The sequence below is a fragment of the Myroides sp. NP-2 genome, from assembly GCF_014145665.1.
In the GTDB taxonomy this organism is placed as follows: Bacteria; Bacteroidota; Bacteroidia; order Flavobacteriales; family Flavobacteriaceae; genus Flavobacterium.
In genome coordinates, this window is record NZ_JACHTD010000001.1 from 214,198 (window position 1) to 227,586 (window position 13,389).

General features: G+C 39.7%; 9 protein-coding genes. 3 read left to right on the plus strand and 6 right to left on the minus strand.

The features are described from left to right. Window positions 1-78 precede the first annotated feature (78 nt). Window positions 79-474: a heavy-metal-associated domain-containing protein gene (locus H4K35_RS00950; RefSeq protein ID WP_182625514.1), complete on the plus strand. Its 396-nt coding sequence runs from the start codon at window positions 79-81 to the stop codon at window positions 472-474. A gap of 59 nt (window positions 475-533) precedes the next feature. On the opposite strand, the gene gldD is transcribed toward H4K35_RS00950, so the two are convergent. The 3 genes from gldD to mutY are packed head-to-tail and all read right to left on the minus strand — an operon-like array spanning window position 534 to window position 2,632. Continuing rightward, entirely contained in the window at window positions 534-1,124 is a 591-nt protein-coding gene (gene gldD / locus H4K35_RS00955; RefSeq protein WP_182625515.1) for a gliding motility lipoprotein GldD, read from the minus strand. Window positions 1,125-1,145: 21 nt separating this feature from the next. Next, the gene (locus H4K35_RS00960) at window positions 1,146-1,586 is read right to left on the minus strand and encodes a single-stranded DNA-binding protein (protein WP_182625516.1); all 441 of its coding nucleotides are present in this window, start codon (window positions 1,584-1,586) and stop codon (window positions 1,146-1,148) included. An 11-nt stretch (window positions 1,587-1,597) separates the two neighbouring features. After that, window positions 1,598-2,632 carry an A/G-specific adenine glycosylase gene (gene mutY, locus H4K35_RS00965; protein WP_182625517.1) on the minus strand — a complete coding sequence of 345 codons (1,035 nt, stop codon included), beginning with the start codon at window positions 2,630-2,632 and terminating at the stop codon, window positions 1,598-1,600. Window positions 2,633-2,771: 139 nt separating this feature from the next. Between mutY and H4K35_RS00970 the strand changes: the two genes are divergently transcribed. Both H4K35_RS00970 and H4K35_RS00975 read left to right on the plus strand, forming a co-directional pair. Further along, a complete protein-coding gene (locus tag H4K35_RS00970) occupies window positions 2,772-3,068 on the plus strand; it encodes an HU family DNA-binding protein (RefSeq protein WP_002989807.1) in 297 nt (98 codons plus the stop codon). Between the two features lie 326 nt (window positions 3,069-3,394). Beyond that, window positions 3,395-4,951, plus strand: coding sequence for a ribonuclease E/G (locus H4K35_RS00975; protein WP_182625518.1), 1,557 nt, complete (start codon window positions 3,395-3,397; stop codon window positions 4,949-4,951). A gap of 37 nt (window positions 4,952-4,988) precedes the next feature. On the opposite strand, the gene pbpC is transcribed toward H4K35_RS00975, so the two are convergent. From pbpC to H4K35_RS00990, 3 genes are read right to left on the minus strand one after another with little or no spacing between them, the layout of a single operon-like run. Further along, window positions 4,989-7,361 (minus strand): penicillin-binding protein 1C, encoded by a 2,373-nt coding sequence (gene pbpC, locus H4K35_RS00980; protein ID WP_182625519.1) that lies wholly within the window; start codon window positions 7,359-7,361, stop codon window positions 4,989-4,991. A 56-nt stretch (window positions 7,362-7,417) separates the two neighbouring features. Continuing rightward, window positions 7,418-12,916 carry an alpha-2-macroglobulin gene (locus H4K35_RS00985; RefSeq protein ID WP_182625520.1) on the minus strand — a complete coding sequence of 1,833 codons (5,499 nt, stop codon included), beginning with the start codon at window positions 12,914-12,916 and terminating at the stop codon, window positions 7,418-7,420. 11 nt (window positions 12,917-12,927) lie between these two features. Further along, on the minus strand, window positions 12,928-13,365 hold the full coding sequence (locus tag H4K35_RS00990; protein ID WP_182625521.1) for a nucleoside deaminase: 438 nt from the start codon (window positions 13,363-13,365) through the stop codon (window positions 12,928-12,930). Window positions 13,366-13,389 lie beyond the last annotated feature (24 nt).

The following is a 13,389-nucleotide window of genomic DNA, read 5'->3' on the forward strand; positions in this document are numbered from 1 at the left end:
AAAGGGAAGAGCATGTACTTTTTTTGTATTTTTGTAGGACAAAAGCATTGTATAAATCAATTAGTTAACAAGAAGAAGATGAAAATAGTAAAGCTAGGATTAGTTGCCTTAGTAGGCGGAATCTTTTTAGTAGGTTGTAAAGGAGAAACAAAGCAAGCTGACGAACAAGCGAAAGAGCAAGTAGAAGCAGTGGAGCAAGTAAGTACAACTGAATCGAATGAAGTAGCAGGTGCGATGGAACAAGCTACATTTCAGGTTGAAGGAATGACATGTGCTTTAGGCTGTGCAAAAATGATTGAGGGTAAGCTAACGGGATTGCCAGGTGTAAAAGAGGCAGTGGTTGACTTTGACACTAAAACAGCTAAAGTGATCTTTGACGATGCCAAACAAAATGGAGAATCGATTACCAATACGGTTCAAAAAATTGCAAATGGCATTTACAAAGTAGAGAATTTAGAAGTAAAAAATCTTTAATAGGATGCAATAAAAAAAGGCTTTCGGTTGTCGAAGGCCTTTTTTTATGTGTTTTTTTATTAGTTGTCTATTGCAGCTTTCTCCCATTTTAGCGATTCAAGCATTTGTCGCATATCCTGTTGGATATAGTGACTAGCAGGAAGAATAGAGTCGAAATTGGGCTTGGCATAAAAGTATAGGGAAGCTACTACGAAGTTCTTTACACTATCTGTAGCGTAGAACTGTACATTTGTTGCCGCATTTCCTCCAACGTGATAAAACATACCGAAAACGCGGTCTTTTTCATTGAGAAAGGGCTGTTCAATAATTTCATCTGCTTTGATGAAGTGTTCGTAAGTTAACTTTTGTGCATCTTTCAATAGAACATCGAGGTTGTTGTCAACCGTTTTATAGTTCATAAAGATAGTCGCCTTCATTTCGGGATAGTGAATTTCAAATGCCGTTGATTTCAATTCTTTGGCTGTAGCATTTTTATTCAGGTCAAAAGTGAAATGATGGTATGAATTTTCGTAGGTTTTATATTCTTGTGTTGGGTAGTTCAGTGCTAAATAAGCATTGGGTTTGGGTGTGGTTTCTTTTTTGCAAGAACCAAGTGCTAGTAGTAATCCTAAAAAGGCAGCGCTGTATCGCGCGGATGTTTTGTGAAACATAGGGTTTATTTACTTATCCGATTAAAAAGGCAAATTGTCATCGTTGTTTTCTCCCGGAATGGAGAAGTTGTCGATTGCCTTTTTGCGTTCAATTTCTTCTGGTGTAACGGTTCTGTTGCTGTCTTTTTTAGTGTCAAGAAACATGAATTCTGTTACGATAATTTCTACAATTTGCTTTTGTATTCCTTCTTCCGATGTCCATTGTCTAGTTCGTATTCTTCCTTCTATATAAATGCGATCCCCTTTGGTAAGGTATTTTTCACATACTTCTGCTTGTTTATTTCGAACTACAATGTTGTGCCATTCCGTAGAGTTAATGCGTTCATTGGTTGTTTTATTGAAGTAAACTTCGTTAGTCGCCAAAGGAAAACGCCCAATGCAATTTCCATTCTCAAAATAGTGTATTTTGACATTTTCGCCTAGGTGACCAATGAGGATAACTTTGTTTAGTGTGCCATTCATAAGTGCAAAAATTATACGGTTAAGGATTGAATAAAGTTATGAATTACAATCGGAAAACCAAATTTATTTAATTCACCCCAACGAACAGTATTCCCAGTGAGTGTTGGTGTTTTCACCAACCAAAAGTGAAGGTGTAATTTTTGATGCGACAATTGGTGAATAATCACCTCTGAATTGAGGCATTCCAGTTGGGTTACGGTATAGTTGGAATAGTGTTGTTGCAAGTGTGTTTCTATATTTGCAGGTGTATTTTCGAAGCGATCAACTAGGGGGAATTGGTATAGGTTCTGCCAAATATCCTTTTGTGTGCGTTGTTCTAGTAGGGTGTTACCTGCGTCGTCTATAAAAACAAGGAAGTCCATATATCGGTTTTTAACCTTGGTTTTACTGAGTTTTACAGGGAGTTTATCCACTTGATTGGTCTGATAGGCAACGCAGGTGGAAATGAAGGGGCAAGGGGAGCAATCCGTGCCTTTTGGGGTACATTGTAAGGCGCCAAAATCCATGATGGCCTGGTTGAATGTAGCAGGTTGTTCTTGGGATATTAAACTAGCGGCAAGCTGCTGAAATTCTTTTTTTGTTCTTTGAGTAGATATATCAGATGTAATTCCGTAAATTCGTGCGAGAACTCGAAAAACATTCCCATCGACTACAGGAACGACTTCGTCATATGCAATAGAGGCAATTGCGGCAGCAGTATAGTCGCCAACGCCTTTTAATGTGAGAAGCTCTTTATAAGTTGTAGGGAATTGACCATCAAGTTCAAAGGCGACTTTTTTGGCTGTTGCATGTAAATTTCGCGCGCGGCTATAGTAACCTAAGCCTTGCCAAAGCAGTAAAACATCGTCTTCTTGTGCATTTGCCAGATCAAAAACAGTAGGATAAGACCGTTTAAATGCCTCAAAATAGGGTAATCCCTGTGCTACACGCGTCTGTTGGAGAATAATTTCTGATAGCCAAATGGAATAGGGATCTTTTGTTTCACGCCAAGGTAAAAAACGTTTGTTGTCTAAGTACCAAGCTATTAGTTTGTTAGAGAAAATCATGTTTAAAAAGTGTCTGGCGCAAAAATAAACGATATATAATTAAATTTTAATCGATTAAGATTGAATTATTGGATTATAAATTAATATATTTGCACACTCTAAAAAAAACGGACAACAACAAATATAATTAATATCTAAAATGACTAAAGCGGACATTGTAGCTAAAATTTCAGAGAAATTAGGGCTTGAGAAAGGTGACGTTCAAGCGACAGTAGAATCTTTTATGGATGAAGTAAAAGCGTCGTTAGAAACAGGTGAAAATGTGTATTTAAGAGGTTTTGGAAGTTTTATCATCAAAACAAGAGCTGAGAAAACTGGAAGAAACATTTCAAAAAACACAACGATTAGAATTCCAGCTCACAACATTCCTGCATTTAAACCAGCTAAAGTGTTTGTAGAAGGTGTAAAATCAAACACAGAAGTAAAAGTAAAATAATTTATTAATCTCTAAATTACACACATTATGCCAAGTGGTAAAAAAAGAAAAAGACATAAGGTAGCAACGCATAAGCGTAAAAAAAGAGCGAGAGCTAACCGTCACAAAAAGAAAAAGTAGTTTAATACTACTTTTTTCTTTTTCTAAGAAAGTTTAAAATACGTTCATTGATAACTATCTTATCAAGTTAAAGAAGGAATAAACAAGTGTCTACTTGTTTTTTAAAATAATGTTTAATCCATCTATACAAACTCATTTTGTTTTGAAAGGATTCTCCAAAAAAAACAAAACAGTGTAATGAATGAGTATGGATAAAAATGTACAGTGTGAATAAAGAGCTAATTATTAGGTCGAATTCTGATACAGTAGATTTTGCCTTATTAAAAGATGGAAAACTAATTGAACTACATAGAGAGCGTGAAGCTGATGAAGGAAATGGTTTTCAAGTAGGGGATATTTTTATCGCTAAAATTAGAAAACCCGTTCCCGGATTGAATGCTGCGTTCGTACACGTAGGTTTTGAAAAAGATGCGTTCTTGCACTATCACGACCTTGGTCCGAACTTAAAAACGCTACTAAAGTTCACTAAACTTGTAAGTGGAGGTAAATTAAAAGATTACGCCTTAGAAAACTTTGTTTTTGAAGATGAAATAGATAAGGATGGTGCCATTACTGATGTACTAAGTGCCAATCAATCTTTATTAGTTCAGATTGTAAAAGAACCTATTTCAACAAAAGGACCTCGTATTAGTTCAGAATTGTCCATTGCAGGTCGATACGTCGTACTTGTACCTTTTTCCAATCGCATTTCAATTTCGCAAAAAATTGAATCTAAAGAGGAAAAAGATAGACTAAAAAAATTAGTGCAATCCATCAAACCCAAAGGTTTTGGAGTAATCGTACGCACAGTTGCTGAGGGCATGAAAGTCAGTGAAATCGACAAAGATTTACGCAACTTAATGGCCAAGTGGAACAATATGTGCAAAAAGTTAACAACCGCACATCATCCCTCTAAAGTATTGGGAGAAGTTAATAAAGCTTCCTCCATTCTTCGAGATGTTTTTAATGATACTTTTACTGGTATTATTACTGATGATGAGGATCTGTATTACCAAACCAAGGACTATCTACAAGAAATTGCACCGACTAAGGTGTCGATTGTAAAACATTACCAATCGAGAGAAGTTCCAATTTTTGAAAAATACAGCATTGAACGCCAAATAAAGACCTCTTTTGGTAAAACCGTTTCTATGAGCAAAGGTGCTTATTTAATCATAGAACACACGGAGGCGTTGCATGTCATTGACGTGAATAGCGGGAATCGTTCAAACAAAGCACAATCTCAGGAAGACACTGCTCTTGAAGTTAACTTAATTGCCGCTGCAGAAATTGCACGTCAGTTGAGATTGAGAGATATGGGCGGAATCATTGTGGTTGATTTTATTGATATGGGCAACCCAGAAAATAGAAAGACCCTTTATGATTTCTTGAAAGAGGAAATGAGCGATGACAAAGCCAAACACAAAATTTTGCCACCTAGTAAATTTGGATTGATTCAAATCACGAGACAACGCGTTCGTCCAGAAGTGTCGATCGAGACTCGAGAAGAGGATCCCAACGAGCATGGTGAGATTGAAGCTCCAATTTTAGTTATTGACAAAATTAGAGCCCACATCGAAAATATTATTGCAAGAGATCCATCTTGCAAAATTATCTTGAATACACACCCTTTTGTGGCAGCTTATCTGACCAAAGGATTACCCTCCTTGCGCATGAAGTGGTGGATGGAGTTCAAGAAATGGATCAAGATTGTACCGCGTGACGCTTACACGTATTTAGAATACCATTTCTTTGATGATAAAGGAAAGGAAATATCAGAATAACGAAAAACCCAAAACGGCATCCGTTTTGGGTTTTTTGTTAGTCTTGCTGCTCCAGATAGAACTCAATTGTCTGGGTATGGCCTTGCTCATCAGCAATGGTCAGGTAATTAACCCCCAATTTACCGTGAATGGCTGTTTCGTGAAATTGGCTTGTTGTACCAATGTATTGTTCGTTTAAATACCAAAACAACGCTTTATTGGCGCTACTCGCACTCGCTTTGGCAATAAAGGGTTGTACTTCAGAGTAGAAGTTTTTGGTCAGGTAAATGTGGTCCCCGTGTTTAGGATATATAAACTCAATCTTTTTTAACTGATCTTGGGTGATACAATCCCCTCTAAAAGGCGGTAAGTCTTGGTAATCACTATGTGATTTTCTGTAGAAATACGCCATCGTTGGCGGTAGAATAAACCATGGTGTAGGGCGGATTTGTTCGATGTCTTCACACTGACTGTTGACTTGATACTGCAAGGAAGCATCCAAGTGCACGAGTTTGTGATAGGGACATAGTGCGGTTTTCTTTGCCCGATACGGAATAAGGTTCATTTTGGTTTGAGGACAAGTAGGACCTGCAAGATAACCCGAGGATGTACAAACGGCTACTTCTTCTAAGTCGTTCAAAGGAATGGGCATCTCTTTTTGCTTGGGCAATAGCTTGAATAGATCAAATAGAATGGGGCCTGCCATGCGAACCCCACTAATGGAAGGTCGTCCTTCGCCTGTGGCATTTCCCACCCAAACACTGACAACGTATTTTTTGTTGACCCCAATGGCCCAAGCATCGCGTCCGCCAAAACTCGTTCCCGTTTTCCACGCGATTTTAAGGGCTGAGTCGTAATATTGCCAGGCTTCATCACCCTCGGGTCGATTTACTTTAGTTAGGGCTTCAAATGTATTGTAAATGGCTCCTGCACCCCAAATCGTTTTCTCCTTAGATGTTTCTCCAAAGGATGAAGCAATCCCCGCTTTCCAATTGAGCTCTTGCATTTCTTCGGTGCGATACGCCTGTTCTTTATTGTAGTAATGGACTGTGCCCACCATGCCTGCATAGGCTCTTGTCAATTGCCATAAACTGCTTTCCGCTCCTCCTAAGATAAGCGATAAACCATAGTGATCGGGGTATTTATTGATAGAACTCAGTTTGAGTTGTTGTAAATTGTCGTAAAAGCGATACACACCATATTGTTGTAACAGTAAGACAAAAGGAATGTTTAAAGAACGCGACAGCGCTTCATTGGCCGTCACGGCTCCTTCATAGCTATTGGAGAAATTCGCAGGTTTATAACCGGAGATTACAACGGGAATATCAGCGACCAATTGATGCGGTAAAAGGGATGCATCATCGAGCATTGCCGCATATAAAAATGGCTTTAGAATACTGCCCGTACTTCGGGACGCTTGAATAATATCTACATCCTTTTGATGGGCGACGGTAGTAGGTGAATTTCCAATATAGGCAATGACATCGCGATTTTCTACATCGACAATTAGCGCGGCTATATTGTAAACCTCGGCTTGTTTATAGTGTAAATAGTAGTTCTTCACAATAGCATTGGCACGTTGTTGTACAGCATAATCCACAGTGGTTGTCAAGCGCTCTTCTTTGTTTGTCTTTGCAATATACTGCAGCAGGTGAGGAGCAATTTGTGGCAGTTCATGTGGTTTTTGGGGTAAAGGTTCTGAAAGGGCCAACGCATAGGTACTTTGGTCAATACGTCCCCTGTCTAGTAGTTTTTTCAGTAGAGCATTGCGCTTTTGGAGCAAAATCTCTTGATTTTTTCCCGGATAGATTAAACGAGGTGCATTGGGCAATACTGCTAGAGTTGCACATTCAGCCCAGGAGAGTTGCTCAGGCGAAGTTCCGAAATAGCGCCATGCTGCAACATCGAGTCCCACCACATTACCCCCAAAAGGAGCATGGGATGCATAGAGACTTACAATTGATTTTTTACTGTACTTAAATTCCAATCGAGTTGCTTGAATCAGCTCTATTATTTTTTCAAAATAGGTGCGTTTTTTTCCATCTCTCGCTAATCGAATGGTTTGTTGGGTTAAGGTACTTCCTCCTCGTTTTACTTTTTTAGCCGATAAATTTGAGGCAAATGCCTTGACAATGGAAACGGGATTAAATCCCCAATGGTATTGGAAATATTCGTCTTCATAGGCAATGATGCACGTTTCGAATTTTTCTGGTACTTGATCCATAGCGGGAAATCGCCATTGACCATCACTTGCAATTTGTGCCGCTAGTAACTGGTGATCCTTACTTTCAATTACGGTTGAATAGGGTTTTTCAAATAGGGTTTGAGGCAAACAAAAATAATAGGCAATCAAGGCGATCCCTATCAAAATAGAGCCTACTTTCTTTTTCGTGCTCCACGTCCGCCATTTTACATTGGGTCTGACTTTCATATAAAGCAATACAGGGATATGGTTATCCCTGTATTTTGTATTGATTTAGAATTCCGTTATTTAATTACTTCCACCCATTGGCCGATGGTACGACAGCGATAAGTATTGTCATACATTGCATTGGCTTGTACCCCAGGTAAGTAGTAGTTTCCTAAGTAGGAAGCGTTTAGGGTTACGCGTAGGGTTTTGCTTGTATTGGCGTTTAACGTAAAGTAGAACATGGTTCGATCATCGCGAATATCCGTATAGTCTACTTGGTTTTGCGCGCCCCCTGCATCAGTATAGCGCAAGTTTACAATCTCCCAACCCGAAGGAACAATATGCGTTAATGCTACGTTTTCAATACTTCGGTTGCTAGTGTTTGAGATGACAATATCACATACAAATTCAGTTCCTTGTTGTAAACTACTTGGATTTATTGCTACACCATTGGTTGAGCGATAGTTTGTTCGGATTGTCAAGTTGCTTTGATCTGCTTGTTCTTCTCCCACAGGTAAAATTCCACTGGAAGTCAAACGCGCATAAAGGGTAGCTTTACTCTTATTTTGAACCATCAAAGTATTGTTCGACTTGATGTTCTTTAGTTCTGTACTCACCATGGCTTTGGTTGTATTAACCTTAGCCTCTTGTCCGTTGTATGCGTACAACGTATTGATTCCATCACTTGGTTTATGCACGTTGACATAGCTAGCAATTGCGTTTAGGGCATAGGCCGTTGTCTGCGTGCTCATCCATTGAGATGATCCCAATTTATTCGCTAGTTCAATGGCATATTCATGTGTTTTCACTTTGTTCGCTCCGCTGTTCATCATCGTTTCTAAAACCATAGCTAAATTGCGTTCATAAGAGCCATAGTACGAATATCCTGAAATTTCATCCAAGGAAAGGTTGGCAATTAATTTTTGAGCGGCTTCTTTTTGTCCTGCAAGCGCATAGGCTGCTGCGAGGCGGAATTTAGCATTTGTAGAAATACCTTGAGTCTCTCTTAATCGGTTCATGGAAGCAACGTCCGCTTGTCCGGCTAGGGCCAAGGTATACAAGCGATATGCCTGAGCAAAATCAGAACTATAGCGTTTGTCGTACTTCCATTGACGGGCCATTTTTTGTTGGTATGCGATCCAGTTTGCTTTGCTATTCACCGGTAGTACATATCCTTTTTTCTCTGCTTCAAGATAGAAGTGGCCTACATAGGAAGTTGCCCAATCGTCGGCATAGCTGTTCCCTGGCCAATACGCAAATCCTCCATCGGAGAACTGACGTTGTGCCAAGCGTTGAATCCCTTCGTTTACATTGCGTTGGATGCTTTGTTTTTTGCTGTCATCCAATGTGATTAGCTCAGCGAGGTAAAGCTGCGGAAACACACCAGAGGTAATTTGTTCTGTACAACCATGAGGGAAGGTAATCAAGTAATTGAGACGGGTGGTCAAATTGATGTTCGGGAAGGTCGAAAGCTCTAAAGTAGCTTTGTTACTTCCTGCAATGCCAAAAGGAACCCAATCTAAGTTTTCTTGACCTTGTGGATCAACGGTTACTATTTGTGTACGCGTAGTCACTGGGTTTGGATTGAGTACATCCAATTCAATGCTATACGTGGCTTTTTCTTTTCCTGAAGTAGCTTCAATATCAATTGTTGAAATTCCCGTTTTGTTGCCTACTTCTAGTTCAAAATACGCAATTTTATCATCAGGTTCGCTAAAGGTTACTTGTTGTGTAGACGAGCCGCTAATTTTAAATTTATCATCTGTTTTAACGGAAACTTTGACGTTTTTCACGTGGTTTTCCATGGCGAAAACCGTAACAGGTAAGGTGATTTTCTCTCCAGGAACTGCGCGTCGTGGCAACGAACCTAAGATCATTAATGGGTTGTTTACTTTAACGGTTTTATCCGCATGACCATAGGCTCTGTGTTCCGTGTTAGAAGCGACGATCATCGTGCGAACAGAACCGATGTATTTCGGCAATTTGATTTCGTGTGAAGCTGTTTTGCCCTTTTCTAAGGTATATGGACCTGAGAAAATAACAACAGGCTTAAAGCGATTGGCTTTTTTGACTTGCCCTGCGCCTAAATCTTCATCCCCACCAATACTAAATACTTGATTAATAGTTCCGCCATAAGCTCCAATGATGTAGTCAAACACATCCCATGTGCGAACACCAAGTGCGGACTTACTATAGAAATTTTGCCATGGAGCCGGGGTTTTAAAACGCGTAAGATCCAATAATCCATCCTCGACAATGGCTACCGTATACGTCATTTTGTTTCCATTTTTCTCCTTGACTTTTAAGGTGAATTTCTCTTCTGGACGTAATTTTTCTGGCATGATTATCTCAGGCTCTAATTTAGTCTTCTTGTTGTATACGCTGATTGGCGCAATTCCATATAGACGAATTGGCGAATTGTTAATTGTATAGGCATGTGGCTGAATCAAGGTAATGTTTATATAGGCATTCGGAGCCATAGCCGCCGTTGCAGGTAATTCAAATGTCGTTTCGCCTTGTTTGGTTTGTACCCAATGCGTAGATAATACACTGCTGCCACTTTCTACAGAAACTAATGCTCTTCCTCCTTCACTTGAAGGGAAAGACAATTTGATCTTTTCGTCAACAGTATATTCTTTTTTATCCGTAGCAATTGACAGGGCAATTGCTTCTTTTCCTTCTCTGTGTTTGGTTTTGGCAGACCAATACGGCCAATCGACATACACTTGTTGAGAAGCGATATGCCCACTGTTTAAGTTGGTAATCACTACTTCGTAGTTGCCCCAGTCTTGTTCGGGGATCTTTAATTTGAATTTAGTAGCTCCATTTGAAGAGGTCGTCAGTTGATCTGTACTATAAAGGCTGTAATAGTCCGAAGCGTTGTAATTGGATACGCCATACTCGTTCGAACTCCACCACCAGTATCCCTTTTTGCGGTATACATCTACGCGTACGTTTTGCCCTAATGCTTTACCGTCACTAGTTACAGTTACAATAGAAAAGGCCAACGGTTTATCCGTTTCATAATATCCGTATTTATTAGCTTCAGGAGCCTTTATTCCTACATAACTCGCATAAGGAGAGTAGGTAAGAGTTGAAACATCTGTCGATACATCACCGCCGTTTTCATATACTTTGGTCGTTAAAATTGCTTTTAACATAGCGGAATTCTCAACAGTGTTCTTTAAGTTAAGCGAAAACGAGAATGTTCCGCTTTCACTTGTTCTACCCGAATACACATTGATATCTTCTGTTGCATAGGAAGATAAGCTGTTGTTAAATCGGTAATTCGGATAGGTTTTAAAGGTCGTTTGTTCAGGTAGTAATTTAATTTGTACCTCGGCTTTTAAATTTTTAGCCGTACTTCCTTGTAGCCATTCTACTGTATAGTCGATTTTCTTGTTATAGTCATCAGAAGCGATAGTTTTCCCTTCTGCATTGTTTTTTATTTTTAAGCGATTAGGCTTAATTGTTTCTACTTTAATGCGCTTGTGAAATTTTGCACCTCCTACTTGGACAATCGCCTCCCAATTTCCTGTTGGAGCTTCTGTATCTGTTTTTACTTTAAACGCATAGTGGTTGGCAACATTTTTCTTTTGCACGATTTGTTCGGTTACTTTTCCAAAAGGATCAGATAGCGTCAATTTAATCGGGTGATTATCTGGTAAAGGGTTGGCAATATCATCGAGGATAAATCCGATGTGAATATCGTCGCCAGGACGCCATACGCCGCGTTCTGTATAGACATAACCGTTCATTCCCTTTTGTAAGGTTGCGCCGTCCACATCGTAATTACTTACTGAAAGCGCATTGGCCTGATCGATTTTGATGTAAGTGGTATTGTTGTCTTGTTTTGCCAGAGCAAAAGAAGCTTTGGCTTTGCCGAGATTTACTTTGGCAATTCCATCACCGTCAGTTTTTGCTGTCGCTAACAATTGTTGTTGATAGCTATAAAATTCAACCGTTGCTCCATTGACAGGTGCTGTAGTTAAAATATTCGTTACAATCGCTGTGTAAACATTGTCGTTTCCACCTTTTACGATAATACCTAAATCACTAGCAAGCACGTTAGCGCTTGGCATTTGCGTATAGTAATAGTAAGCGTCAGAACATGGATCTTCGCGTTCTTCCCATGGGTAATAGCGGTAGTAGTACTCGTATTCGTCCTCCTCTGATTCTAAATCCTCCTCCACTTCAAAGTCTATTTCTTCCGCTGTCTCTTGTGTACAGTTGAGTGCATAGGCTTTTTTGAAAGAGAATTTTACGTGGTAAATAGCTCCTGGATCTGGTTTAATTAAAGTAGATAAATCCAAAGCATAGGCATTCCATCTCAAGAGCGCTTTTGGATCTGGATTGGTCAATTCGATCGTTGTTTTTGCAATGGGCGCTGCAACGCTATAAAGAGAGTAGGAACCATCCAAGTTGTTGGATTGTAAAAACTGCAAAATATTGTTCTGGAATACTTTATACACTTTTACGTCCACAGCCCTTAGCGAGGTGGCTTTAAAGTTGATTTTCAAATTTTCCGAAGAGGGTAAAATAGTTCCGTTTTGAAGTAATTGTACTTCGGGTTTCGGAACAGCAAAGCTGATGGGTTGCGTGTGAATTGCATTCAATCGGTTGCCATAGCTATCTGCAATTCCCTCTTGCACCATTAGAATGGCTTCCTCTGGCAGCGCCTTTTCACTGTATACTTTGATTAGATTTCCCTCGATTAAAAAAGTCAGGGCTAAGCTTTCATAACCCTGTAAGCGGATTAATCCCTCTACACTTTGATTCTTTTTAACGGGATTCGTGAAGTTAATTGCAAACGAGTGATTATCTCCAAGTGTTGTTAATACTTGGTGAACCTCAAAAACATCTTGGGCTGGGATATCAAAGGTTTGCGTTGTTTTTTGCTCCAATTGCAGGGGCTTAGCATCAAGAGTTAAGGTTAATTCCGAAGCTTCTTTGTGGCGTTTTATCCCTCGAATACTGAAGGGAAATTCTTTTGTCTCTTGGATATCTGCTGTTTGAAAAGATAGTTCAAGTCCTTGTTTGCCTTGTTGTGCTTTCGCTATCTTTTTGATCGTTTCTGTACTGGCCCAATCGCTGGATTTAATCACTCCGTGTAGGACGTAATTGTCTTTGTCGACGGATTGTAAATCAGTAAACTCAGTTGTGAATTGCTGAGGTACAGTATGTACCAAAAAAGAAAACGTTTGTTGGGCATCTTCCACGGGAGTTAGCTTACCCAAGTGGAAGTTAATGTGGTATTTCTGGTCTTGTTTCAGGCGCTCTGCCGGTTCAAAACGCAAGGTTTGATTGGCTAAATAATGCAATTTCCCTTTTACAGCAGGTGAAATGGTAAATAATTTAGCATCGACTTCTTGTTGATCTTGCCATTCACCCCAATTTTTGGTTAGGGCAATGTCGATCGGTGATTTGGATGAAATCATCCCTGTTGTGAAGGCCGTGATATACTCGCTAAAATCCTTGGGATCTGAAAGCGGAAAGTCTTGGGCATCCTCTTTTTTACAAGCCTGTAAGAAGGCTAATAGCAGACACAGGGCCGTTAGTACAATTTTTTTATTCATAGCTTTTTTATTTATCTTCTCTTTTCAAAAAACGAACGCATGAGTGCTGCGCATTCCGCTGCTAAAACACCTGAGGTAACAAGGGTCTTTGGGTGGAGTTGACCTCCCATAGTCTGAAAACCTCTTTTTTCGTCACTTGCTCCCCAGACCACCCTTGAAATCTGACTCCAATACAAGGCCCCTGCACACATTTGGCAAGGTTCTAAAGTTACGAATAAAGTGCATGATTTCAGGTATTTAGCGTCTAAATAATTTGCTGCGGAAGATACTGCTTGCAATTCCGCATGAGCGGTGACATCGTGTAATAGTTCCGTGAGATTATGACATTTGGCAATGATTTTATCGTTGGAAACTACAATAGCGCCAACGGGAATCTCCCCTTTTTCAAAGGCCATTTGCGCCTCGCTTAGGGCGATTCGCATAAAGTATTCATCTGTGAAAATATCCATAACTCACGTTTATATTTAAGCAAA

Excerpts from the sequence above, each read along its gene's own strand:
- mutY (WP_182625517.1), bottom strand. The coding sequence starts at position 2,632 with ATGATTTTCTCTAACAAACTAATAGCTTGGTACTTAGACAACAAACGT.
- H4K35_RS00960 (WP_182625516.1), bottom strand. The coding sequence starts at position 1,586 with ATGAATGGCACACTAAACAAAGTTATCCTCATTGGTCACCTAGGCGAA.
- H4K35_RS00990 (WP_182625521.1), bottom strand. The coding sequence starts at position 13,365 with ATGGATATTTTCACAGATGAATACTTTATGCGAATCGCCCTAAGCGAG.
- H4K35_RS00985 (WP_182625520.1), bottom strand. The coding sequence starts at position 12,916 with ATGAATAAAAAAATTGTACTAACGGCCCTGTGTCTGCTATTAGCCTTC.
- H4K35_RS00950 (WP_182625514.1), top strand. The coding sequence starts at position 79 with ATGAAAATAGTAAAGCTAGGATTAGTTGCCTTAGTAGGCGGAATCTTT.
- gldD (WP_182625515.1), bottom strand. The coding sequence starts at position 1,124 with ATGTTTCACAAAACATCCGCGCGATACAGCGCTGCCTTTTTAGGATTA.
- pbpC (WP_182625519.1), bottom strand. The coding sequence starts at position 7,361 with ATGAAAGTCAGACCCAATGTAAAATGGCGGACGTGGAGCACGAAAAAG.
- H4K35_RS00970 (WP_002989807.1), top strand. The coding sequence starts at position 2,772 with ATGACTAAAGCGGACATTGTAGCTAAAATTTCAGAGAAATTAGGGCTT.